The sequence below is a fragment of the Phenylobacterium sp. Root1290 genome (assembly GCF_001425305.1).
In the GTDB taxonomy this organism is placed as follows: domain Bacteria; phylum Pseudomonadota; class Alphaproteobacteria; order Caulobacterales; family Caulobacteraceae; genus Phenylobacterium.
The window spans coordinates 1,336,723-1,360,020 of record NZ_LMEE01000001.1 but is presented as its reverse complement, the minus strand read 5'-3'; the positions used below and the strand labels follow the sequence as shown (position 1 = coordinate 1,360,020).

Below are 23,298 nucleotides of genomic sequence, written 5' to 3'. Positions count from 1 at the left end.
CCCCCTCACCCCGGCCCTCTCCCCCAAAGGGGGCGAGGGAGTGAGGTCGGCGGCGAGCCTCAGCGCCCCTCCATCTGCTCCAGCATCCGCTCCAGGGTGGCCAGTTCGTCGGCCTCGCCGGACGGCTTGTCCCAGCGGATGCGGCTGATGCGGGGGAAGCGCATGGCGACGCCCGATTTGTGGCGGGTCGAGCGCTGCAGGCCCTCGAAGGCGACCTCGAAGACCAGGCCGTGGCGGACGTCGGCGCGGACCGCGCGAACCGGGCCGTAGCGGTCGACCGTGTGGTCGCGGACGTACTTGTCGATTTCCTTCAGCTCCTCGTCGGTGAAGCCGAAGTAGGCCTTGCCGACCGGGGTCAGGGTGCGCGAGCCGTCGACCGCCTCAGTCCAGACGCCGAAGGTGTAGTCCGAGTAGAAGCTGGAGCGCTTGCCGTGGCCGCGCTGGGCGTACATCAGCACCGCATCGATCAGGAACGGGTCACGCTTCCACTTAAACCATGGGCCCTTGGGGCGGCCGGCCTCGTAGACGCTGTCCCAGCGCTTGAGCATCAGGCCCTCTGCGAGGGTTGGGTCGCCAGGCGGTGGCTGGCGGCGCAGCTCCGCCAATTCCTCCCACGTGGCGAACGTTTGGACCGGCGAGAGGTCGATGCGGCTGGTGTTCAGCGCGCCCACGAAGGCCTCCAGGCGGGCGCGGCGCTGGGCGAACGGCAGGGCGCGCAAGTCCTCGCCGCCGTCGGACAGCAGGTCGTAGGCGCGGACTCCGGCTGGAAAGTCGGCCAGCATCTTGTCGTTGACGCTCTTGCGGTTCAGCCGCTGCTGCAGGTCGGCGAAGCTGGCCATGCCGCCCTCGCGCAGCACCAGCAACTCGCCGTCGAGCGCCCCCTCGAAATCCAGCGCCGCGATCACGTCAGGGAAGGTGCGCGAGATGTCGTCGCCCGTGCGGGTGTAGAGCCGTCGCACGCCGCCCTCGCTGACCGCCTGAACGCGGATGCCGTCCCATTTCCACTCTGCGGCGTAGTCGTCCGGATCGAGCTTGCCGAAGTCGATCGCCTCGTCGATCGCCTGGGCCAGCATCACCGGCCGGAAGCGGCCGGGGGCGTCTGCGGTCGGCCGCTCCGAGCGCCCCTCAAGCCAGGCGAAGAGGTCGTCATAGGGCGGGCTCAGCGCGTGCCAGACCTCCTCGACCTCGGCGACCTCGACCTGGCCCATGGCGGCGACCGCGGTCTTGGCCAGGCGGGCGGAGACGCCAATGCGCAGACCGCCGGTCATCAGCTTGAGCAGCGCCCAGCGGCCGGTGGCGTCGAGGGCGTCGAGCCAGCCCTCGATCAACCGCTGGACCTCGGCTCGGCTCGCGCCGCGCAGGGCGTCGACCACTTCCGAAAGCTCCGGCTCGCGGTTGGCGCCGGGGCGGGCGGGCCAGACCAGGGCGACGGTCTCGGCCAGGTCGCCGACATAGTCGTAGGACCAGCCGAACAGCACCGGGTCCATCCGCGCCTCGACCGCCTTGCGGATGAAGGCCGGCTTGGCGGCGTCGAAGGTCAGATCGCCGGTCAGGGCCGCCAGCGCCCAGCCCCGGTCGGGGTCGGGCGCGTTGGCGAAGTGGTCGCGCAGCAGGACGAGCTTGGCGTTCCGCGAGGCGGTCAGCGACAGGCGGTCCAGAAGCTCGGCGAAGGCGCGCATCAGTCCTCGGTCTCGTCCTCGTAGCCGACCAGGGCCAGGGCGCGGGCCTTGATGTCGTGCAGCTGCGCCCAGCGCATCAGCGCCTCCTCGCGGCCGTGGGTGATCCAGAGCTCGCCGGGGCGCAGCTCGTCGATGGTGGCGGTCAGCTCGTCCCAGTCGGCGTGGTCGGAGATCACCAGCGGCAGCTCGACGCCGCGCTGGCGGGCGCGGGCCCGCACCTGCATCCAGCCGGAGGCGAAGGCCGAGACCGGGTCCGGGAAGCGGCGCGACCAGCGGTCAGCCAGGGCGCCGGGCGGGGCGATGATGATCTGGCCGGCGAAGTCCTGCTTGGCCGTCGAGGTGGCCGGCGCGAGCGGTCCGAGTGCGATGCCGTGCCGCTCATAGAGATGGTTCAGCCGCTCGAGGGCCCCGTGGACGTAGATCGTCCGCTCCCAGCCGGCCTCGCGCAGCAGGCGGATGATCCGCTGGGCTTTGCCGAGGGCGTAGGCGCCGACCATGTGGGCGCGGTCCGGGAACTGCTCGACCGAGCGCAGCAGCTTGGCGATCTCGTGGCCGTCGTCGGGATGGCGGAACACCGGCGAGCCGAAGGTGGCCTCGGAGATGAACACGTCGCAGGGCACCGGCTCGAACGGCGGGCAGGTCGGGTCGCGGCGGCGCTTGTAGTCGCCCGAGACCACCATGGTCAGGCCCTTCCAGGCGACGACGGCCTGGGCAGAACCGAGCACGTGGCCGGCCGGGACCAGGGTCACCTGCACCCCGTCGCGGCTGACGCTCTCACCGTAAGCCAGCGGCTGCACCGAGCCGGCGAAGTCGGCGCCGTAACGCTCGGCCATGATCGCCAGGGTTTCGGGCGTGGCGATCACCACACCGTGGCCGGCGCGGGCGTGGTCGGCGTGGCCATGGGTGATCACCGCGCGCGCCACTGGGGACACCGGGTCGACGAAGAAGTCGCCGGGCGCACAGTACAGGCCCTCAGGCTTTGGGCAGAGCAGGCTTTCGGGCCGGATCATGTCTGGGGATATGGGGACGGGTTCTCCAGGGTGTCATCCCGGTTTCGGCTGCAGGCCTAAGACCGGGACCTATGAACACCTGATCGTGCAGGATGTTGCGAGGGCCGGGCTTTACGGCGAGCTCAGGCGACAATGGGTCCCGGACAAGCGCTGCGCGCTTTCCGGGATGACGCCCTTAGATCGGCGGCGATTACATTACATAGTATTCATATTGTGAAATTGGCGTCATGACCAAGACTTAACGAGTATTCGCCGAAGTCGTTGCGTATACCTCTCTCATCGGGCCGCGGAAGTCGCGGGCCACACCAGACCAGAGGGACAACACCATGCGTAACACCTTCGCGCTCAACGGCTTCGCCAACATCGTCCTCGCCGCCACCCCGCTGATGGCCATCGCCGTCGCGATCCTGACCAAGGCCGCCGGCGTCGCTTAAGTTGACCTGCCGTCACGTTGACCGATAGGCGGAGGCGCCTCAAAGACAGGGGATGACGAAATCCCCGGAGGCCCTTCGCGATGCGGCCCGGCACATGGTTGAGACCGTGCCGCAGGCCTCCGCCCTCGGCTTCAAGTTGATCTCCGTAGAGCCCCAGCGAGGCTCCATTCTATCTCCCTGGCGCGAAGAGCTGGTCGGCGATCCCGACACCGGCGTCATCGCGGGCGGGGTGATCACCGCGCTTCTCGATCATGTCTGCGGCCTGGCCGTGACCTCGCGATCCTTGGAAGGCGGCTTTCTTTCCACGGCGACCCTGGACCTGCGCATCGACTACATGCGCCCGGCCGCCGCGCGCGCGGACGTCACCGCCAGCGCTCACTGCTACAAGCTGACCCGCAACATCGCCTTCGTGCGCGCCCACGCGTTCGACGCCGATCCGGAAGATCCGATCGCCACCGCGCAGGCGGCCTTCATCCTGAAGCGGGCCGCGCCATGAGCCAGGCCGCCGCTCAACGCCTCGAAGAGTTCCTCGGCCGCGTGCCGTATGTGCGGTTCCTGGGCATGCGGGCCGAACTGGCCGGCGACGAGATGACCGCCATCCTGCCGTTCGCGCCCCACCTGATCGGCAACGTCATGCTGCCGGCGCTGCACGGCGGTGTGATCGGGGCCTTCATGGAGATGACCGCCCTGGCGCAGCTGTCGGTGATCGCGCCTAGCGCCAAGGTCCACAAGACCATCGACATCACCATCGAGTACCTGCGGCCCGGCAAGGCCATGACCATGTACGCTCGCGCCGACGTGCGGAAGGTCGGCCGGCAGGTCGCCAACGTGCATGTCGAAGCCTGGCAGGAGGCGCGCGACAAGCCGGCCGCCGCCCTGCGCGGTCACTTCCTGTTGAGCGGGACCTAGGCCGCCGCTTCGTGGTCGTCCCGTCGGTTGCGGGCCGTGTGGATGGCGATGGCGATATCGACCACAGCCACCGCTGCGACGGCGCCGAAGGCGGCGTAGGCGACCTTGCGGCGGGGATTGTCGCGGCCGATGGCGCGGCCCAGCGCGGCCAGGTCCATGAGGTCGCCGCCGGCCCGCATCCAGAACCACGGACCTGGCGGCACCGGCGAGAGCAGACCGGCGCCCGAGGCGATCTCCCGCGCACCGAAGGCGCTCATCGCCTGGTCGTCGAACTTGAGCCCCAGGAATCGCGTCACCTGGCGCGGCGCGGCGACCGCGGCCACGCCGATGGCGAGGGAGAACAGGCCCAAAGCCCGCTTGGCGACCAGCAGATTCACGTACGCCTCCGTTCCAGCCTAGGTAGGGAGGACGCGAAAGCTGCGCTTCAGTTCCCCTATTGGACGGGCGGCAGGGCTTTCTTCTCGGCGGCGATCTTGTCGAGTTCGGCCTGGGCGGCGGCGGTCGCCGCGGCGTCGCCCTTGCGTTTGGCGTGGATCAGCTGGCCGGCCGCCTCCATTTCGCGGACCGGCAGCAGGTGCGAATTGTCGGCGCGCTTGAACGGCTTGGTCTGGATGCGCTCAAGCACCTTGCGCTGGCGCTCGGCCTCGGGGCCCTCGCCGGTCCCGTAACTGAAGATGAAGGCGTCGATCTTGGCCTTCAGCGCTGGGTCCAGGTCCTTGCGGCGGACCATCGGGTCCTCGGGGATGGTCGGCGAGGTCCAGATCACGTCGAGGCTGGCCATCGTCTTCTTGGCCATGTCGGTGCCCAGCATCTCCATGCGCTCCATGGAGGCGGTGTTGTTGGTCGCCGCGTCCAGCAGGCCCTGGGCGACCGAGAACAGGTTGGCCTCGTGATTGGCCGAGCGGACGGTCTTGAAGCAGGCGTTGGGATCGATGCCCTTGGGCGCGAAGAGGTAGGTCATCGGCGCAAGGGTGCCCGAGGTCGACTTGGCGTCGCCCATGCCGAAGTTCAGGGTCCGGTCGCAGGTCAGCAGCCGCTCGAGGGTGACGCCCGAGCCCTTCTTGACGACGATCACCGCCTGGTAGCCGTCGGGGCCGTTCGGCTTGACGGTGCGGGCGAAGACCTCGCCGTTCGCGCGGCGGACGGCCTCCAGGCCCGAGTGGTTGGTGAACCAGCCCACATCGGTCTGCTTGAAGCGCATCGCCTCGATCAGCGAGGTGTAATTGGTGCCGAAGAACGGCTTCACCGGTACGCCGACGGACTTCTCCATGTCGGCCAGGAACGGGCCCCAGTCGTCCATCTGGGTCTGGCGGCCCTCGGTCGACATGATCGAGAAGTTGATCACCTGAGGCGCCGGCTTGGCCGCCTCCTTCTGGCTGCAGCCGGCGAGCGCCAAAGCGGCGGCCAGGGCGAGCGCGAGGCGGCGCGTGGTCATGAAACTTCCCCCGATGGAGCGACTGGCCGGGCTTTTGCGCCGGTTCCGTGACAGCTCCGCGACGATGATGAGCGCAAAAGTCTGCTTGAGGCGAGCGCCTACTGGGGTTAGGCCGCGAAGATGTCCGACACCTCGATCCAGAACCCCTCCCTGCGCGGCCTCTCAGGTCAGGCGCGCGAAGCGAAAAGCTGGCCCTTCGAACAGGCCCGCATTCTGTTGGATCGGACGCTCAAACTTCGCCTGTCGGACGCCGAACGCGACCTGGCCGCCAGCCTGATCGGCCAGGGCAAGGCCGACGAGGCGGTGAGCACCTTCCCGGCGCTGGCCCAGCCGGTGGTGTTCCAGTGCGGGTTCGGGGCCTCGGGCCTGCCGCACATGGGCACGTTCGGCGAGGCCGCGCGCCCGACCATGGTGCGCACGGCGTTCCGCGCCCTGACCGACGATGCGATCCCGACCAAGCTGATCGTCTTCTCCGACGACATGGACGGCCTGCGGAAGATTCCCGACAACGTGCCCAACCGCGAGATGCTGGAAGAGGACCGCGACAAGCCGGTCTCGGCCGTGCGCGACCCCTTCGGCGAGTACGAGAGCTTCGCGGCCCACAACAACGCCCGCCTGCGCGCGTTCCTCGACGGCTTCGGCTTCGACTACGAGTTCATGTCGTCGACCGACACCTACAAGTCCGGCCGCTTCGACGAGGTGCTGCTGAAGATCCTGGCGCGGTTCGACGCGGTGCAAGGCGTGATGCTGCCGACGCTCGGCGAGGAGCGCCGCGCAACCTATTCGCCGTTCCTGCCGGTCAGCCCGACCTCGGGCCGGGTGCTGCAGGCGCCGACGCTCGGCCGTGACGTCGAGAAGGGCACCATCACCTTCGCCGACGAGGACGGGACCTTGACCGAGGTTCCGGTCACCGGCGGCCATGTGAAGCTGCAGTGGCGCCCCGACTGGGCGGCGCGCTGGTACGCGCTCGGCGTCGACTTCGAAGCTTCGGGCAAGGACCTGGTCGACTCGGTGCGGGTCTCGAACAAGCTGGTGAAGGTGCTGGGCGGCACGCCGCCGGAGGCCTTCCACTTCGAGCTGTTCATGGACGAGAACAACCAGAAGATCTCAAAGTCCAAGGGCAACGGCCTGACCATGGAGGAGTGGCTGCGCTACGGCGCGCCCGAGAGCCTCGCCTACTACATGTACCAGTCGCCGAAGTCGGCCAAGCGGCTCTATTTCGACGTCATCCCGAAGGCGACGGACGAGTACCTCCAGCAGCTGGAGGCCTTCAACAAGGCCCGCGCGACGTCGAACGCCACGGCGATCGACAACCCGGCCTGGCACGTCCACCGCGGGGCGCCGCCGGAGAAGGGCTCGCCGCTGTCGTTCTCGCTGCTGCTGAACCTGGTGTCGGCGGCGGACGCCTCGACGAAGGACATCCTCTGGGGCTTCGTCAGCCGCTACATGCCGGGCGCCGACGCGAGCAGCGAGCCGATGCTGGACCGTCTGATCGGCTATGCGATCAACTACTACGAGGACTTCGTGAAGCCCTCGAAGAAGTTCCGCGCACCTGACGACAAGGAGCGCGCGGCGATGGAGGAACTGCTGGCCCGCTTCAAGGCGCTGCCGGCCGACGCCGACGCCGAGACGATCCAGAACGAGGTGTTCGAGGTTGGCAAGAATGCCGGGTTCGAGCCGCTGCGCGCCTGGTTCCAGGCGCTGTACGAGGTGCTGCTGGGCCAGAGCCAGGGGCCGCGCTTCGGCTCCTTCGCCGCGATCTTCGGCCTTGAGCGGACGATCGCGCTGATCGAGCAGGCGTTGGCCGGCGAACTGGTCGCGGCCTAGGCTCCAGGGCCAAGCGTCATCCCGAAACCGGGACGACGCTTGTCACCTTCCCCCGAAGTCCCCGTCGCCGATCGGCATGCCGGGCGGCGTCTGGGGCTTGAGGCGCGGGGCGGAGAGGTCCGCCAGCAGGGCCGGGTCGCCGAGCAGGGCGATCAGGCGCTGGCGATGGGCGCGGTCGGCGGCGTCGGCGCCGCCCTTCAGCCGCGCGGGCAGAGCAGCGAGTCGGGCGCCGATTTCCGCAGCGACTGCGGGCGACACCTTGGGGTCCCGAGCGGCGTTCGCCAGGTTCAACACCAGCCGGGTCTGAACCCTGCGGGAGACTTCGCCCAGCCGGCCGGTCGCGGGCGTGAACACGGTATCCATCAGCTGGTCCAACATCTCGCCGGCGCCGAGCTGGGCCGGATCGCGCCGGTGCTGGTCGACGAGGCGGGCCATGCGGTCGGGCGCCAGCAGGTTGTCGAGAGTCAGGCCGGCGGCGACCTCGGCGGCGACCAACGGATCGAAGACCGGGCCGCCGGCGGTGGCGAACACCTCGATCGTGTACTGGCGGTCGGGATCACCTGACTGCGCCGAGGACAGCATCGCCGTCAGCGTCTCCGGGGTGTCGAGCTCGCCGGGTGCGAGGGTGGCGAGCAGGGCGGAAAGCGCCGCGCGTTGCTGGGCGGCCGGGACCGGGTGCGAGGTTTCGCGGCCGTCGCCGATCACGGCATAGGCGAAGTCGACGCCGCCCACGAGCTTGCTGGCCGCCTCCAGCTGGTAGCGGTGCAGCAGGTAGATCGGCGCGTACTTGCGCTTGAGATTGGCGACCGGTTCGCCGGGCTTCAGCGCGCCGAGGCCGAACTGGCCCAAGGCCGCGCGGCGCACGGCCATCATGCGGGTCAGCTCCGCCGCCGGATCGGGACCGTCATCCCAGAGGCTGCCCCAGGGCTGGGCCACGCCCATCGGGCGCGCGTCGACGTCGGTGACGTAGCGCTGGCCCTGGTCGACCGAGGCCTTGACCTTGCGCTGGGCGGACTCGCCGCCTTCGCCATAGAGCCAATCGACGGTGAACTTGTCCCAACCGCCGATATCGACGCCGTAGGCGTCGGAGAGGTCGATGCGGCCGTCTTTCAGCAGCACCCGTGGCGCGGGGTAGTCCATCACCGAGGCGCGGTCCTGGGTCGAGCCGGCGAAGTTGTGGGCGAAGCCGATCGAGTGGCCCACCTCGTGGGCCGAGAGCTGGCGCAGCCGCGCCAGCGAGACCTGGATGGGGTCGTTCGGCCCGCCGGTCCCGTTGTGGTGGGCGCCGACCAGGCCCTCGAAGATCAGCATGTCCTGGCGCACACGCAGGGCGCCCAGCAGCACCGATCCCTTGACGATCTCGCCGGTGCGCGGATCGACCACAGCCTGGCCATAGGACCAACCGCGGGTGGCGCGGTCGACCCAGTTGATGACGTTGTAGCGGACGTCCAGCGGGTCGGCGCCTTCGGGCAGCACCTTGACCTGGAAGGCGTCAACGAAGCCGGCGGCGTCGAACGCCTGGTTCCACCAGGCAGCGCCGTCGACCAGGGCGCTGCGGATCGGTTCGGGCGCGGCGCGGTCGACATAGAAGACGATCGGCTTTTTCACCGGTGAGCGGGCGGCGGCCGGGTCGGTCTTTTCCAGGCGGAAGCGATTGGCGTAGCGCTGGACGATCTCCTCGCCGAGCGGCGCGGCGTAGTCGAGCACCATGGTCGAGAAGCCGCCGGTGCGCGGATCGAAGACGCGCGGTTCGTAGCCGGGCTCGGGCAGCTTCACCAGGCTGTGGCGGACCTCGAAGGTGATCAGTTTCGGGTCGGGCGCGATGTTGCGCACTTCCGGGCCGGGGGTGTCGGAAGCGTAGGTCTGGCGGGCCTCGAACTCGAGGTTCTCGGGGAACACCTTCACCGCGCCGGGGTCGGCGAGCGAGAGATCGGGGACCAGCTTGTAACCGGCCTCGCCGGCTTGCTTGAGGGCGTCGGCGACGCCGATGCCGTCGCGGGTCAGGAAGCCGCCGATGTCGACCAGGGTGCGGCCGTCGGGCGTGGTCTCGATCACGTCGCCGGCCCAGACCGTGGAGACCGAGAACGCCTCGCGGGCGGCCGCCTGTTCGGCGTCGGGGGCGCCGGCGGCGCGGAAGCGATGGTTTTCGAACTCGGCCACCACCTTTCTGCCGATGCGGCGGAAGGCCAGCACCTGGGTGTCGCCGATCCGCGCCCGGTCGAGGCCCACGGGCGCCGAACCAAGACCGGTCTTCAGGGCGGTCACATAGAGGAAGCGGCCGCTGACGCCCTGGGCGTCCGGCGCGGGCAGCGACAGCAGGATCCGGCCCCTGGAGTTGTCGACATAGACTGGTAGCAGCCCGTCCTGGCGGACCGCGCCGGCAGTGGCGGACGCGGTCTTCTCGGGGGCGGCGAAGGCCGGGGTTGCGAGCGCCAGACACGCCGCCATCGCCGCCGCCGAAGCAGCCGCCAGCAAACCAGATCGAACCATGAAAACGCCCCTTTCGAGCGACCAACCTAGGGTCGTTCGATCCGCCTGGTCCAGGCGCCGCCCTCACACCCGAGTGAACGTTGATCACCTTGACGTAAACGGAAGCATCGACTTACGGTGTCAGCCAATAGAAACGACAGCGTCCAGGGAGGGCGCCCATGGCCACTGACCTTCGTCGGCCCAATCGCACGTTCACCATTCGCCAGCTGTGCCTCGAGTTCAAATGCACCCCGCGCGCCCTGCGCTTCTACGAAGACAAGGGGCTGATCTCTCCGGCGCGGGACGGCATGAACCGGGTCTATTCCTACAAGGACCGCGCCCGTCTGCAGCTGATCCTGCGCGGCAAGCGGGTGGGCCTGGCGCTGGCCGAGATCGGCGAGATTCTCGATCTCTACGAACTGAACGACGGCGGGGCGGCGCAGAACGCCAAGTCCCTGGTGAAATTCCGCGAGCGCATCCTGGAGCTTGAGGCCCAGCGCAACGACATCGAGCAGGCCATCGACGAGCTGCGCAAGGGATGCGACGCGCTGGAGGAGCACCTGAAGGCCACGCGGCCCGACCTGCTGCCTCGCGCGGCGGATTACGACCAGGTGCTGCGCGAACGGTTGGGCGATCTGGAACACGCCAAATAATCGCCGGTCACGGTTCGCCGTGAACGTGCAACCACGATAACCTTTCAGGGCTTCCGGCATGGTCGGGAGCCCCTTTCGCCGTCACCGGCCCATTGGAGCGGACATGCCCTATCAGCCCCCCGTACGCGACCACATCTTCCTGCTGCGCGACGTGCTGGAGATCGAGAAGTACGCCAACCTGCCCGGCTTTGCGGACGCCTCGATGGACGTGATCGAGCAGATCGTCGAGGAAGCCGGCCGCTTCACCGGCGAGGTGCTGGCCCCGCTGAACAGCGTCGGCGACAAGGAAGGCTGCGTCTGGAGCGCCGATCATACCGTGAAGACGCCGGCGGGCTTCAAGGAGGCCTACGCCCAGCTGGTCGAGGGCGGCTGGCCGGCGCTGGGCGCGGAGCCGGCCTATGGCGGCCAGGGCCTGCCGCACGTGGTCAACCTGTCGTTCTCGGAGATGAGCTCGTCGGCCAACATGGCCTTCTCGATGTATCCTGGCCTGACCCACGGCGCCTATTCGGCGATCCTGAACGGCGGGTCGGACGCGCAGAAGGACCTCTACCTGCCCAAGTTGGCCTCGGGCCAATGGGGCGGGACGATGAACCTGACCGAGCCGCACTGCGGCACGGACCTGGGCCTGCTGAGGACCAAGGCGGTCCCCCAAGGCGACGGCTCCTACAAGATCACCGGCGGGAAGATCTGGATCTCCGGCGGCGAGCACGACATGGCCGAGAACATCGTCCACCTGGTGCTGGCCCGCATCGAGGGCGCGCCCCAGGGCACGCGCGGCATCAGCCTGTTCATCGTGCCGAAGTTCATCCCCGACGCCGAGGGCAAGCCGGGCGCGCGCAACAGCGTCTATTGCGACGGCCTGGAAGAGAAGATGGGCATCCACGGCAACGCCACCTGCGTGATCCGTCACGAGGAGTCGGTGGGCTGGCTGGTCGGCGAGGAGAACCGCGGCCTGTCGCTGATGTTCGTGATGATGAACGAGGCCCGGATCGGGGTGGGCCTGCAGGGCATCGCCCAGGCCGAGGCCGCCTATCAGGCCGCCGCCACCTTCGCCAAGGAACGCCTGCAGGGCCGCTCGCTGACCGGGCCGAAGAACCCGGACGGCCCGGCCGATCCGATCATCGTCCACCCGGACGTGCGCCGGATGCTGATGGATTCCAAGGCCCTCATCGAGGGCGGCCGCGCCTTCCTGTTCTGGACGGCGCTGCAGGGCGACCTGGCCCATTCGAGCCCCGACGAGGCGGTGCGCCAGAAGGGCGCGGACTACATGGCGCTGATGACCCCGGTGGTGAAGGGCTACCTGACCGACAAGGGGCTGCAGGTCTGCTCGAACGCTGTGCAGGTGCATGGCGGCTCTGGCTTCACCGAGCACTTCCCGGTCAGCCAGTACATGCGCGACGTGCGCATCGCGCTGATCTACGAGGGCACCAACGGTGTGCAGGCGCTGGACCTGGTCGGCCGCAAGCTGGCGGCCGAGGGCGGCCGGGCGGTGATGAGCTTCTTCGCCGAGATCGACGCCTTCGTAGAGGCGAACGGCGATGACAAGGACCTGAAGCCGTTCACGGACGGCCTGGCCAAGGCCAAGGGCGAACTGCAGGACGCCACCATGTGGATGATGCAGAACGGGCTGATGAATCCCGACAACGCCGGCGCCGCCTCGACCGACTACATGCACCTCTTCGGGCTGACGGCGCTGGCCTATATGTGGGCCCAGATCGCCAAGACCGTGCAGGGCAAGATCGCGGCCGGTGAGAGCGACCCGTTCTACGCCAACAAGCTGGTGGTCGGCCGTTACTACATCGAGCGCATCCTGCCTGAGACCGGCGCGCACCTGGCCAAGTTGAAGACCGGCTCGGAGCTGATGATGGCGCTGCCGGCGGAGGCGTTCTGATGGCCAGCTACACGGCCGACGTCGCCTGGAGCCTCCGCGACGGCGAGGACTTCGCCAAGGGACGCTACAGCCGTGGTCATGTGGTGAGCTTCGACGGCGGGCTGATCGTGCCCGCCTCGGCCTCGCCGCATGTGGTCGGCAAGTGGGCGGTCGAAGAGGCGGTCGATCCCGAGGAGATGTTCGTCGCCGCCCTTTCCAACTGTCACATGCTGACCTTCCTGCATAAGGCGCGGTTGGCCGGGTTCGTGGTGACGTCCTATCGCGACCACGCCAGCGGGGTGATGGAGGAGATCGCGCCCGGCAAGATGGCGGTGACCAAGGTCGTGCTGTCGCCGAAGATCGAGTGGGACGGCGCGGCGCCGGACGCCGGGCAGCTGGCCCACCTGCACCACGAGGCGCACGAGGAGTGCTTCATCGCCAATTCGGTGAAGACCGAGGTGACGGTGGTTTAGAAGGCCCTCACCCAACCCTCTCCCAGAGGGAGAGGGCTAAGGTATCTAGGACGCCAGCAAGGCGCGCAGGCGTTCGGTCAGCGCCGCGCTGTCCTTGAGGTCGCATTCCCAGATGGTCTCGACGCGCCAGCCGGCGGCCGCCAACTCGGCGGCGGTGCGCTGGTCGCGGGCGACGTTGCGGGCGACCTTGGCGGTCCAGTACTCGCGGTTGGCCTTGGGCACGCGCGAACCGCGGGGGCATTCGTGGCCGTGCCAGAAGCAGCCGTGCACGAAGATCGCCAGCCGCCGGCCGGGCATGACGATGTCCGGCGTGCCCGGCAGGTCCTTGCGGTTCAGGCGATAGCGCGCGCCGAGCGCGGTCAGCGCCTTGCGGACCTTAAGCTCCGGCGTGGTGTTCTTGCCCTTCACCCGGGCCATCACCGCCGAGCGCTTCTCGGGGGTGAAGACGTCGGTCACGGGCGCAGGGCCTTTGGCGTGCGGCCCAGGCGCAGCGTGCCGGTCAGCACCCGCGCGGCCATCTGGCGTCCGCCCGGCGCCTTGGACATCGGCGTGAAGAAGACGTCGCGGACGAACGGGCCCAGCCAGCCGCCGGACTGGAACATCGGCGTCAGCCAGCGCGACATGAACTGGTAGAGACCCGCGTGGCGACGGCGCGAGGCCTGGAAGCCGCGGATCGAGCGCGGGATATCGTCGCCGAGGCGGTCGGCCAGCTCGACGGCGTCGATCAGGCCCATGTTCGCGCCTTGGCCGAGTTGAGGGCTGGTTCCATGCGCGGCGTCGCCGATCAGCACGAAGCGCCCTTGCGACCAGCGACCAATCTGGACGTCGCGATAGGTGGCGCGGGAGAAGGCGGCCGGGTCCTGGAACTGCTCGATGATCGGGGCGGCCTGCGGCCACATGGCGACGGCGCGGGCGCGCCATTCGCTCAGATCGCCGCCAAGGAAGCCGTCCATCTGCGTCACCGGCAAGGACCAGAAGAAGCTGACCAGTTCAGCGCCGCCGGCCGGGCCGCGCCCGATCGGCAGCACACCCATCATTGTCGAGGCGCGATCATAGCGCTGGGAGAGCGACCCTGCGAAGGTCCCGTCCTGGTCGCGCGCGTTGGCCCAGACGGCGCCCCACGGATAGAGCGGCGCCCGGGCGTTCGGCCGCAGCAGGTCGCGCAGCCGAGAGGCCGAGCCGTCGGCCGCGATCACCAGGTCGAAGGGGCCGTGGCGGCCGCCGGCCGCGTCGATGAGGACGGGGGCGGCCGGGTCTTCGAAGCCAGTGACCTCGATCCCGGTGCGCACCTCGACCCCGACCGGCTCCAGGCCGTCATGCAGGACGTCGAACAGGGTGGCGCGATGCACGCCGATCCCAAAGGCGTCCGGCCGCCAGTCGGCATAGCGCATGTCCATGATCAGCCGGCCGCGCAGATCGCGTCCGTCGAGGCGTTCGACCCGCGCCCCGCGTTCGATCACCTGTGCGTCGAGGCCGAGCTGGCGCAGGGCGGCCAGGCCCGAGGGCTGCAACAGCAGCCCCGAGCCGAGCGGACGCGGCTGCTGGAAAGCCTCCAGCAGCACGACGGCGTGTCCCTTGCGCGCCAGGGCGCGGGCCGCCGCCATGCCGGCGACGCCGCATCCGACGACCGCGATCCTCAGGAGCTTAGAGCCCTTCGAACAGCGCGGTGGAGAGGTAGCGCTCGGCGAAGCTGGGGATGATCGCGACGATGAGCTTGCCCGCGTACTCGTCGCGGGACGCCAGGTCGAAGGCGGCGGTGAGCGCCGCGCCCGACGAGATGCCGACCGGCAGGCCTTCTTCCTTGGCCACGCGGCGGGCCATGGCGAAGCTGTCGTCGTTCGACACCTGGATGATCTCGTCGATCACGCCACGGTCGAGGATCGAGGGCACGAAGCCGGCGCCGATGCCCTGGATCTTGTGCGGGGCAGGCTGGCCGCCGGACAGCACGGGCGAGGCCTCGGGCTCGACCGCGACCATCTTCACGGACGGCTTGCGGGCCTTCAGCACCTGGCCGATGCCGGTGATGGTGCCGCCGGTGCCGACGCCGGAGATCACCGCATCGACCTTGCCGTCGGTGTCGTTCCAGATTTCCTCGGCGGTCGAGACTCGGTGGATCAGCGGGTTGGCCTCGTTGTCGAACTGCTGGGGCATCACCGCGCCGGGCGTGGCCTCGACGATTTCCTTGGCGCGGGCGACGGCGCCGGCCATGCCGCGCTCGGCCGGGGTCAGCTCGAGCTTGGCGCCGAGGATCAGCAGCATCTTGCGACGCTCGATCGACATGCTTTCCGGCATCACCAGGGTGATCGGGTAGCCCTTGGAGGCGGCGACGAAGGCCAGGGCGATACCGGTGTTGCCGCTGGTCGGCTCGACGATCGAGCCGCCGGGCTTCAGCTTGCCGTTGGCCTCGAGCCACTCGATCATCGCCACGCCGATGCGGTCCTTGACCGAGGCCAGCGGGTTGAAGAATTCAAGCTTGGCGACGACCTCGCCCTTGGGCTTCAGGGCCGCGGTCAGTCGCGGCAGGCGGACCAGCGGCGTGTCGCCGATCAGGTCGAGGACGGAGTCGAAGATCTTGCCGCGGCCTGAACGCTTGTAGCGGGCTGCATCATAGGTGGAGTCGGCCATGGCTCTCTCGTCGGTTGGCTGTGGCGTCAACCTAAGGGCCCGCGCTGGATTTGGAAGCGCACTTCTTCTGTTTCGCGGCGCAGCCTGGCTATTCGGCGGCCTGGGCGGCGGCCGGCGCGCGCAGCAACGGTTCGAGAATCTCGCCGGCCAGCCAGCGCACGACCGGAACCACGACCCCGTCGCCGACCACATGCAGCGCGCCGGTGGCGGCGAGGGGCAGGACGTAGCCGTCGGGCAGGCCCATCAGCCGGGCGCCTTCGCGAGGCGAGACCAGCCGGCTGCGGATCTCGCCGTTCTCGACGACGACCAGGGTCTGGCGCGAGGAACCGCCGCGCGGGGTGCGCAGGCAGCCGGCCAGGCCGTCGAAACGGATCTCGGCGCGCTGCACGCGCCGGCCGTCCTCGACCCGCATCCGCCGGAAGACCGCGCCGACCTGACGGCTCCCGGCGGCGCGGGCGGCCTCGATCTTGGCCAGGTGCGGCGGGGCCATCAGCGCCAGCAGCCGCTGCGTCCGCTCGCGGCCGTGCCACTCGACCTCGGCGTCGGGCTCGAGCAAAGCGGCCAGGTCGGTGTTGCGGGCGGCCGGGGCCTCGCCGCGCCACCAGATCCAGCGGCGAGCGAGGGATTCGGGCAGCCGGGCGTGGGCCTGACGCACGGCGCGGGTGTGGAACGGGCTGTCGCCGACCAGGCTTGGCGCGGGCGGCTGGCGGGTGGCGATCACGAAGACGCGGGGCCGCGACTGCGGCGTGAAGCGGGCGGCGTCGATCTCCAGCGCGCCGAAGGCGTAGCCCTGATCGGCCAGCGCCCGGCAGAGGGCGGTGAAGTCCTCCCCGCCATGGGACGAGAGCAGGCCCGAGACGTTCTCGATGACCACCGCGCGCGGGGCGTTCTCGCCCAGCGCCTGCATCAGCCGCCAGAAGCCGAAGAAGGCCGACGAGCGCCCGCCGGCCAGGCCGGCGCGGGCGCCGGCGAGGCTGAAGTCCTGGCACGGCGAGGAGGCCCAGGCGAGATCGACACGCGGCGGCAGGTCAGCCGGATCGATCGCCCAGACGTCGCCCTCGTGCAGATGTTCTTCGGCATCCGTGAAGTTGGCGCGGTAGGTCGCGGCCTTGAGCCGATCGAAGTCGTTGGCGAACGCGCAGGCCCAGTTGTCGCCAAGGCCGACGCGGGCCATGCCGCCGCCGGCAAAAAACTCGTAGAAGTGGAGAGCCCGACTCATCTGCAGGGAAGTTTAACCGTCATGCGTACGGACGCCATCATACGACGCGCCCTTGTTGCCGCAGTCGCCGTCCTGGCGCTGAGCGCCTGCCAACGGCAGGGCGGCGACGACGAGCATGTCGACGCGCCGCCGCCCCCGCAGAACCTGTTCGTGGGCGACATCGATGCAGCCGGCACGCGCCCGTCCTGGTCGCTGAAGATCCGCGCCGACAAGCTGACCCTGAATCAAGACGGCCGCGCCCCGGTGGTGGTCGACAATCCCGGCATGCTGGGCGAGGAGGACCGTGCGGTCTGGTCGACGACGGTGGACGGCCAAGCTCTGATCGTCACTCTGCTGGATGAGGGACAGTGCCGGGACGGAACCTCCGACCTGCTCTATCCGTATGTGGCCATGGTCACGTTCGGCGAGACCACCTTGCAGGGCTGCGCCTCGCGCCTGCAGGGTCGGGTGGCGAACCACTAGCGAAAGGACCCTTCGATGCGCGCTGTCCTCCTGGCTCTCGCCGCCGTCTCGCTGGCCGCCTGTCAGCCGCAGGCGCCCGACGGCTCGCCTGCCCAGCCGCCGGCCGACGCTCCGGCTGCGCCGGCCGCTCCGGCCGTTCCAGCTGCGGCGCCGGCTGAGCCGCCGACGCCCGACGCGTTCAAGGGCGACATCGACGCCCATGGGACCGAGCCGTTCTGGGGCGTGCAAATCCGCGAGACGCAGATCGGCTTCTCCACCCCGGACGCGAACGTCACCTTCCCGAACAAAGGCATGACCCTGGCGGGCGGCAAGGCGGTGTGGGAAAGCGCCGCCGGCGACAAGCCGATCAAGGTTACGCTCAGCGAGCAGCCGGGCTGTTCCGACGGCATGTCGGACCTCAAGTATCCGTTGGCGGCTGAGGTCGCTCTGGGCGGGACCACCTACAAGGGCTGCGCCGCCAAGACCTCCGAGCGTCCGCGCGAGGGCGAGGGGAAGTAGGCTGCCGCAACGGCGCCCTTGACCTGAGCGCCTCCTAGGGCGGGTAATCGCTCCTGAACGTCGATCACAAGACGGCATCAGGGAGAGCGCCATGGAACGGGCCTATGACCTCGTCATCCGGGGCGGCATGCTCGTGGACGGCTCGGGCGGGAAGGCGTTCGAGGCCGACGTCGCGGTCAAGGACGGGCTGATCGTCCAGGTCGGAAAGGTCGCCGGCGCCGGGGCCGAAGAGATCGACGCCCGCGGCAAGCTGGTGACGCCGGGCTTTGTCGACATTCACACCCATTACGACGGCCAGGCGACCTGGGACCGCCACATGCAGCCCTCGTCCTGGCACGGGGTGACGACGGTGGTGATGGGCAACTGCGGGGTCGGCTTCGCGCCCTGCAAGCCCGCCGACCACGACCGGCTGGTGCGGCTGATGGAGGGCGTCGAGGACATCCCATTCCCGGTGCTGACCGAGGGCCTGCCCTGGAACTGGGAGAGCTTTCCCGACTATCTCGACAGCCTGGACGGGCGAAGCTTCGACGTCGACATCGGCGCGCAGTTGCCGCATGCGGCGCTGCGGGTGTTCGTGATGGGCGAGCGCGGCGCCAACCGTGAAGACGCGACGCCGGCCGACATCGCCGCGATGGCCGCCATCGCCAAGGGCGCGGTCGAGGCCGGGGCGCTGGGCTTTTCCACCTCGAGGACGCTCAACCACCGGACCAGCGACGGCCAGCCGACCCCGACCCTGACCGCCTCCGAGGACGAGCTGACCGGGATCGCCATGGGACTGGCGGCGGCGGGCAAGGGCGCGCTGCAGTTCGTCTCCGACTTCGGCGATCCGGAGGCCGAGTTCGCCATGTTGCGGCGGATCGTCGAGACCTCGGGGCGACCGCTGTCGTTCTCGCTGGTGCAGAGCCCGATCCAGCCGGCTCAGTGGCGGCTGTTGCTCGACCGGCTGGAGGAGGCCAGCGCGGCCGGACTGCCGATGCGCGCCCAGGTCTGCGGGCGGCCGGTCGGGGTGCTGTTCGGGCTGGAGCTGACGCTCAATCCGTTCACCCACTATCCGAGCTACAAGGCGATCGCCGGCCAGCCGTTGGCCGAGCGCGCGGCGAAGCTGGCTGATCCCACATTCCGCGCCCAGCTGCTGAGCGAGGGCAGCCAGGCCTCGGCCGCCTTCGCCGCCAACATGACCCAGAACTGGAAGGTCATGTTCCTGATGGGCGAGACGCCGGACTACGAGCAGACCCCCGACCGCACGGTGCTGGCCCTGGCTGACGCCCGCGGCGTGCGGCCCGAGGAGCTGGCGCTGGAGCACATGCTGACCAACGGCGGGCGCGGGATGCTGTACCTGCCGTTCCTCAACTATGCGGGCGGCTCGCTGGACCCATCGTTCGAGATGCTGAGCCACCCGGACACCGTGCCGGGGCTGTCGGACGGCGGGGCGCATGTGGGGATGATTTGCGACGGCTCGTTCCCGACCTCGAACCTGACGCTGTGGACGCGGGATCGCACGCGCGGACCCAAGCTGCCGCTGGAGACCATGGTGCGGATGCAGAGCCACGACACCGCCGCGGCGCTGGGCCTGCACGACCGGGGCCTGGTGGCGCCCGGCTACCGCGCCGACCTCAACGTCATCGACTATGAGCGCCTGAGCCTGGAGTCGCCGCGGGTGGCCTACGACCTGCCGGCCGGCGGGCGACGGCTGATCCAGCGGGCCGAAGGCTATGTGGCGACCATCGTGGCGGGCGAGGTGACCTATCGCGACGGCGAGCCGACCGGGGCCTTGCCCGGCCGGCTGCTGCGCGGCGCGCAGGCGGCCCCGGCGGCGATCGCGGCTGAGTAGCCGCAGAGCGATCATTCCGCCGGGACGGGGCTTGCGCCTGCGGCGTCGACCCGGCTCTCGCCCAGGACGCGTTGGCCCAGGGTGACGATCAGCAGAGCCGAACTCGCCGCGACCACCGACACCCAGAAGCCGCTGCGGGGGCCGAAGGCGTCGACGACCAACCCGGAGACGAAAGCCCCCAGCGCCATCCCGATGCCGATGCCGGTCATCACCCAGGTCACGCCCTCGGTCAGCGCCTCGGGCGGCACGCGTCGCTCGATCAGGCCGAAGGCGGTGATGAAGGTCGGCGAGATCGCCACGCCGCTGAGAAAGATCGCGCCGGCCAGCACGGGCACGCTGCCGGCCAGCAGCAGGGGCAGGGTAGTCAGCAGCACGACGCCCAGCGCGGCCAGCAGTTGGCGGTGCAGGGGAACCTTCAGGTTCAAGGCTCCAATGATCAGTCCGACGATGAAGGAGCCGAGCGCGTACACGCCGATCACCAGGCTGGCGGCGTCAGGTTGGCCGAGCTCCCTCGTCAGGGCGACGGTGCTGACCTCGGCGGTCGCGAAGATCGCGCCGACGAAGATCAGGGCGGCGGTGATGATCTGGACTGGCCGCAGGGCGATGGCCGATGTGCGCGATCGCGTCGAGGTCGCCCTGACCTTCGGTTCTGTTGCGCGCTGGAGCACGAATGCGGTCATTCCAGCGGCCAGGAAAATGGTCGAGGCCAGAAGCCCGGCTTCGGGGAAGACGGCCACGCTGAGGCCGACCGAGAGCGACGCGCCGGCGATGTAGACCAGTTCGTCGGCGACCGATTCAAACGCGAAGGCGGTGTTCAGCTCGGGCCGGTCGCGGAAGATCTCGGTCCACCGCGCTCGCACCATGGCCGGTATGCTGGGCATGGCGGCCGCGAGCAGCGCCGACGCGAACAGGGTCCAGGTCGGCCAGTCCAGCCGAGAGGCGAGGATCAGGGCGCCGAACGCCAGGACGGAGATCGCCGCCGTCGGCGCCAGGAGCCGGCTTTGACCGAAACGGTCGACGAGACGCGAAATCTGCGGCGCGGCGAACGCATTGGTGAGCGTGAAGACGGCGGCGACCGCTCCCGCAAGCCAGTACTCGCCGCGGGCCTGGGACAGCATGGTGACGATCCCGATGGGGGCCATGGCGATCGGAAGCCGCGCCACGAAGCCGGCGGCGGCGAACCCCTTGGTCCCGGGCGCCCGGAAGATTTCGCGATAGGGATTGGGCATGGCCCTGGCCTTTCCATGATGGCGGCGCATGTTCCAAAGTCCTACATACGCTTCGTATGTCGGCGAGGTGGTTACATACGTTGCGTATGTCAATGGCCGCCGCCGCTTTTTGCCCGGAGTTTCAGATGACGCGAAGATCGCGCCCCGAGATGATCGCCGAAACCCGCGCCAAGCTGATCGCCGCCGGGCGCAAGGCGTTTGGCGAACTGGGCTATGCCGACGCCTCGATGGACGATTTTACGGCCGAGGCCGGCCTGACGCGGGGCGCGCTCTATCACCACTTCGGCGACAAGAAGGGCCTTCTGGAGGCGGTGGTGAGCCAGATCGACTCCGAGATGGCCGAACGGCTCAAGGCGATCTCCGCCGCGGCGACCACCCCGTGGGAAGGCTTCGTGCTGGAGAACATCGGATACGTCGAGATGGCGCTGGAGCCGGAGATCCAGCGGATCATACTGCGCGACGGCCCGGCGGTGCTTGGCGACCCGTCAGGCTGGCCCAGCGCCGACGGTTGCATCGCCACGATCCGAGCCAATCTGGAGCAGCTGCAGGCGGATGGAACGGTGAAGGACGACATCGACGCCGATGTCGCCGCGCGGTTGATCTCCGGCGCTTCGACAGACGCCGCCATGTGGATCGCCAACGCCCCTGACGCCGAGGCGGCGTCCCGCAAGGCCGTTCCGGTGTTCCGGGCCTTGATGGAAGGACTGCTGCGCAGACCTGGGGCCGCGGCCGAGTAGCCGGCGCACGCGGCGCGGCGCCATTCCCCATGGCCCTGACCGCCGACGCAGGCCATAAGCCATCGGATGGTCGCCTCCCTCGCGCCGCGGTTTGAACTCGACGAAACGCCGAACCTGGACGGTGCGCGGGAGATCCTGCGCCGCACCTTCGGGCATCCCGATTTTCGGGGGCGGCAGGCCGAGGTGATCGCCGAGGTTCTGGCCGGACGCAGCGCCATGGCCGTGCTGCCGACCGGCGGCGGCAAGAGCGTCTGCTACCAGATCCCCGCCATGATGCGCCCCGGCCTGGGCCTGGTGGTTTCGCCGCTGATCGCGCTGATGACCGACCAGGTGGCGGGCCTGCAGCAATCGGGTGTCGCCGCCGCCAAGCTCGACTCCACCGGCGAGGCCTGGGAGCGGGCCGAGACCTGGGAGCGGATCGACCGCGGCGAGCTGGACCTGCTCTACATCTCGCCGGAAGGCTTGATGCAGCCCTCGATGCTGGAGCGCCTGTCGCGGGTTCCGCTGGCGCTGCTGGCCATCGACGAGGCGCACTGCGTGAGCCAGTGGGGCCACGACTTCCGGCCCGAATACCGGATGCTGGGTCGGCTGGCCGACATCTTTCCGGGCGTGCCGCGGCTGGCGGTCACCGCCACCGCCGACAATCGGACCCGCGAGGACATCCGCGCCGAATTGCGGCTGGAGGACTCGGCTGAGTTCGTGGCCAGCTTCGCGCGGCCGGAGCTGGCGCTGTCGGCCGAGCGCAAGCGGGGCGCAGGCCACAAACGAGTGCTGGAACTGGTCGCCGCGCGGCCGGGGCGCTCGGGCGTGGTCTATGCCGGCTCGCGCGATGGGGTCGACAAGCTGGCCGAGGCGCTGCGCGGGGCGGGGGTTCCTGCCCTGGCCTATCACGCGGGCCTGGACAAGAACGTCCGCGCCGACCGGCTGGAGAAGTTCCTCGAGGCCGACGAGGCGGTGATGGTCGCGACCATCGCCTTCGGCATGGGCGTCGACAAGCCCGACGTGCGCTATGTGATCCACGCCGATCCGCCGGCCTCGATCGAGGCCTATTGGCAGGAGATCGGCCGCGCCGGACGCGACGGCGATCCGGCCGAGGGCATCACCCTCTATGGCTCAGCCGACATGGCCTGGGCGTTCCGGCGGTTGGACGGCCGCGACGTCGACGAAAGCGTCAAGCAGGTCCAGGGCCGCAAGGTCCGCCAGCTCTACGCCATGCTGGACGGCACGACCTGCCGCGCCGCCGCTGTGCGCCGCTACTTCGGCGAGGAGGGGGTGAAGGCCTGCGGTCAGTGCGACCTGTGCCTGGGCGAGGTGGAGACGGTGGATGCGAGCCGGCCCGCGCAGATGGCGCTGTCGGCGGTGCACCGCATGGGCGGCCGGTTCGGGCGCGGGCGTCTGGTCGATCACCTGCTGGGCAAGACCAAGGACCCGTCGGGGTTCGAGGCGGGCCTGACCACGTTCGGAATCGGCCAGGAGCTGAGCGCCATCGCATGGCGCGACCTGATTGACCAGCTGCTGTTCGACGGGCTGCTGCGCGAGGACCCCAATGACGGGCGGCCGCTGATCGGGCTGGGCGACGCCGACGGGGTGAAGGCGATCTATCGCGGCGAGCGCCAGGTTTCGCTGCGCAAGCCGCATGAGCCGGAGCCTCGGGCACGGACCAGCAGCCGGCGCAAGGGCGGGGCCGCGCCAGCCTCCGTCGAGCCGCACGATCAGCCGATCTTCGAGGCGCTGCGCGCCTGGCGCCGCGACGAGGCGGCCCGCCAGCACCTGCCGCCGTACGTGATCTTCCACGACCGGACCCTGGCGGAGATCGCCGGGCGCAAGCCGGGCGACCTGCCTGCGCTGGGCGCGATCTCGGGCGTCGGCGAAGGCAAGCTGCAGCGCTACGGCGAGGCGGTGCTGGCCGTGCTGCGCGGAATGGACGTCTAGCGGCCC

At 69.5% G+C, this 23,298-nt stretch carries 21 protein-coding genes; 11 read left to right on the top strand and 10 right to left on the bottom strand.

Features of this window, described 5'->3' with window-relative positions; translation table 11 throughout:
- Positions 1-59 precede the first annotated feature (59 nt).
- Together ASC79_RS06595 and ASC79_RS06590 are read right to left on the bottom strand one after the other, a co-directional pair.
- Entirely contained in the window at positions 60-1,679 is a 1,620-nt protein-coding gene (locus ASC79_RS06595; RefSeq protein WP_056024420.1) for a cisplatin damage response ATP-dependent DNA ligase, read from the bottom strand.
- Positions 1,679-2,689: a ligase-associated DNA damage response exonuclease gene (locus tag ASC79_RS06590; protein WP_056024423.1), complete on the bottom strand. Its 1,011-nt coding sequence runs from the start codon at positions 2,687-2,689 to the stop codon at positions 1,679-1,681. The genes ASC79_RS06595 and ASC79_RS06590 overlap by 1 nt, the downstream gene beginning before the upstream one ends.
- Positions 2,690-3,175: 486 nt before the next feature.
- Here ASC79_RS06590 and ASC79_RS06585 point away from each other — a divergent pair, with 486 nt between their 5' ends.
- Positions 3,176-3,619, top strand: coding sequence for a PaaI family thioesterase (locus ASC79_RS06585; RefSeq protein WP_056024426.1), 444 nt, complete (start codon positions 3,176-3,178; stop codon positions 3,617-3,619).
- The gene (locus tag ASC79_RS06580; protein ID WP_056024429.1) at positions 3,616-4,032 is read left to right on the top strand and encodes a PaaI family thioesterase; all 417 of its coding nucleotides are present in this window, start codon (positions 3,616-3,618) and stop codon (positions 4,030-4,032) included. The genes ASC79_RS06585 and ASC79_RS06580 overlap by 4 nt, the downstream gene beginning before the upstream one ends.
- Here ASC79_RS06580 and ASC79_RS06575 read toward each other — a convergent pair.
- Together ASC79_RS06575 and phnD are read right to left on the bottom strand one after the other, a co-directional pair.
- Positions 4,029-4,409 carry a hypothetical protein gene (locus tag ASC79_RS06575; RefSeq protein WP_056024431.1) on the bottom strand — a complete coding sequence of 127 codons (381 nt, stop codon included), beginning with the start codon at positions 4,407-4,409 and terminating at the stop codon, positions 4,029-4,031. The genes ASC79_RS06580 and ASC79_RS06575 overlap by 4 nt on opposite strands.
- A 56-nt stretch (positions 4,410-4,465) precedes the next feature.
- Entirely contained in the window at positions 4,466-5,467 is a 1,002-nt protein-coding gene (phnD, locus tag ASC79_RS06570) for a phosphate/phosphite/phosphonate ABC transporter substrate-binding protein (protein ID WP_056024434.1), read from the bottom strand.
- A 120-nt stretch (positions 5,468-5,587) separates the two neighbouring features.
- Between phnD and ASC79_RS06565 the strand changes: the two genes are divergently transcribed.
- The gene (locus ASC79_RS06565) at positions 5,588-7,294 is read left to right on the top strand and encodes a lysine--tRNA ligase (RefSeq protein ID WP_056024437.1); all 1,707 of its coding nucleotides are present in this window, start codon (positions 5,588-5,590) and stop codon (positions 7,292-7,294) included.
- Between the two features lie 42 nt (positions 7,295-7,336).
- Here ASC79_RS06565 and ASC79_RS06560 read toward each other — a convergent pair whose 3' ends face one another.
- Positions 7,337-9,784, bottom strand: coding sequence for a zinc-dependent metalloprotease (locus ASC79_RS06560; RefSeq protein WP_056024440.1), 2,448 nt, complete (start codon positions 9,782-9,784; stop codon positions 7,337-7,339).
- A gap of 158 nt (positions 9,785-9,942) precedes the next feature.
- On the opposite strand from ASC79_RS06560, the gene ASC79_RS06555 reads away from it, so the two are divergent.
- The 3 genes from ASC79_RS06555 to ASC79_RS06545 all read left to right on the top strand — a co-directional run bounded on the left by ASC79_RS06555 (position 9,943) and on the right by ASC79_RS06545 (position 12,759).
- Entirely contained in the window at positions 9,943-10,416 is a 474-nt protein-coding gene (locus ASC79_RS06555; protein ID WP_056024443.1) for a MerR family DNA-binding transcriptional regulator, read from the top strand.
- A 103-nt stretch (positions 10,417-10,519) separates the two neighbouring features.
- Positions 10,520-12,307, top strand: coding sequence for an acyl-CoA dehydrogenase C-terminal domain-containing protein (locus tag ASC79_RS06550; protein ID WP_056024448.1), 1,788 nt, complete (start codon positions 10,520-10,522; stop codon positions 12,305-12,307).
- Positions 12,307-12,759, top strand: a complete 453-nt coding sequence (locus ASC79_RS06545) for an OsmC family protein (protein ID WP_056024451.1) — start codon at positions 12,307-12,309, stop codon at positions 12,757-12,759. The genes ASC79_RS06550 and ASC79_RS06545 overlap by 1 nt, the downstream gene beginning before the upstream one ends.
- Positions 12,760-12,804: 45 nt before the next feature.
- On the opposite strand, the gene ASC79_RS06540 is transcribed toward ASC79_RS06545, so the two are convergent.
- From ASC79_RS06540 to ASC79_RS06525, 4 genes are all read right to left on the bottom strand, one after another.
- The gene (locus ASC79_RS06540) at positions 12,805-13,215 is read right to left on the bottom strand and encodes a very short patch repair endonuclease (protein ID WP_056024454.1); all 411 of its coding nucleotides are present in this window, start codon (positions 13,213-13,215) and stop codon (positions 12,805-12,807) included.
- Positions 13,212-14,393, bottom strand: coding sequence for an NAD(P)/FAD-dependent oxidoreductase (locus ASC79_RS06535; RefSeq protein ID WP_255352730.1), 1,182 nt, complete (start codon positions 14,391-14,393; stop codon positions 13,212-13,214). Before ASC79_RS06535 ends, ASC79_RS06540 begins: the two co-directional genes overlap by 4 nt.
- A 10-nt stretch (positions 14,394-14,403) precedes the next feature.
- Complete coding sequence (gene cysK, locus ASC79_RS06530; RefSeq protein ID WP_056024460.1) at positions 14,404-15,384, bottom strand: cysteine synthase A; 981 nt, start codon at positions 15,382-15,384, stop codon at positions 14,404-14,406.
- 88 nt (positions 15,385-15,472) lie between these two features.
- Positions 15,473-16,603 (bottom strand): DNA cytosine methyltransferase, encoded by a 1,131-nt coding sequence (locus tag ASC79_RS06525; protein ID WP_056024463.1) that lies wholly within the window; start codon positions 16,601-16,603, stop codon positions 15,473-15,475.
- Positions 16,604-16,624: 21 nt separating this feature from the next.
- Here ASC79_RS06525 and ASC79_RS06520 point away from each other — a divergent pair, with 21 nt between their 5' ends.
- The 3 genes from ASC79_RS06520 to ASC79_RS06510 all read left to right on the top strand — a co-directional run bounded on the left by ASC79_RS06520 (position 16,625) and on the right by ASC79_RS06510 (position 19,394).
- The gene (locus ASC79_RS06520) at positions 16,625-17,065 is read left to right on the top strand and encodes a hypothetical protein (protein WP_056024466.1); all 441 of its coding nucleotides are present in this window, start codon (positions 16,625-16,627) and stop codon (positions 17,063-17,065) included.
- Between the two features lie 15 nt (positions 17,066-17,080).
- Positions 17,081-17,563, top strand: a complete 483-nt coding sequence (locus ASC79_RS06515; RefSeq protein WP_056024469.1) for a COG3650 family protein — start codon at positions 17,081-17,083, stop codon at positions 17,561-17,563.
- A gap of 91 nt (positions 17,564-17,654) precedes the next feature.
- Complete coding sequence (locus ASC79_RS06510) at positions 17,655-19,394, top strand: amidohydrolase family protein (RefSeq protein WP_056024473.1); 1,740 nt, start codon at positions 17,655-17,657, stop codon at positions 19,392-19,394.
- A gap of 11 nt (positions 19,395-19,405) precedes the next feature.
- Here the strand turns inward: ASC79_RS06510 and ASC79_RS06505 are convergent, their stop codons facing one another.
- Positions 19,406-20,623: an MFS transporter gene (locus ASC79_RS06505; protein WP_056024476.1), complete on the bottom strand. Its 1,218-nt coding sequence runs from the start codon at positions 20,621-20,623 to the stop codon at positions 19,406-19,408.
- A 125-nt stretch (positions 20,624-20,748) separates the two neighbouring features.
- Between ASC79_RS06505 and ASC79_RS06500 the strand changes: the two genes are divergently transcribed.
- The gene (locus tag ASC79_RS06500; protein ID WP_056025133.1) at positions 20,749-21,360 is read left to right on the top strand and encodes a TetR/AcrR family transcriptional regulator; all 612 of its coding nucleotides are present in this window, start codon (positions 20,749-20,751) and stop codon (positions 21,358-21,360) included.
- Positions 21,361-21,426: 66 nt separating this feature from the next.
- A complete protein-coding gene (gene recQ / locus ASC79_RS06495) occupies positions 21,427-23,292 on the top strand; it encodes a DNA helicase RecQ (protein ID WP_056024479.1) in 1,866 nt (621 codons plus the stop codon).
- Positions 23,293-23,298 lie beyond the last annotated feature (6 nt).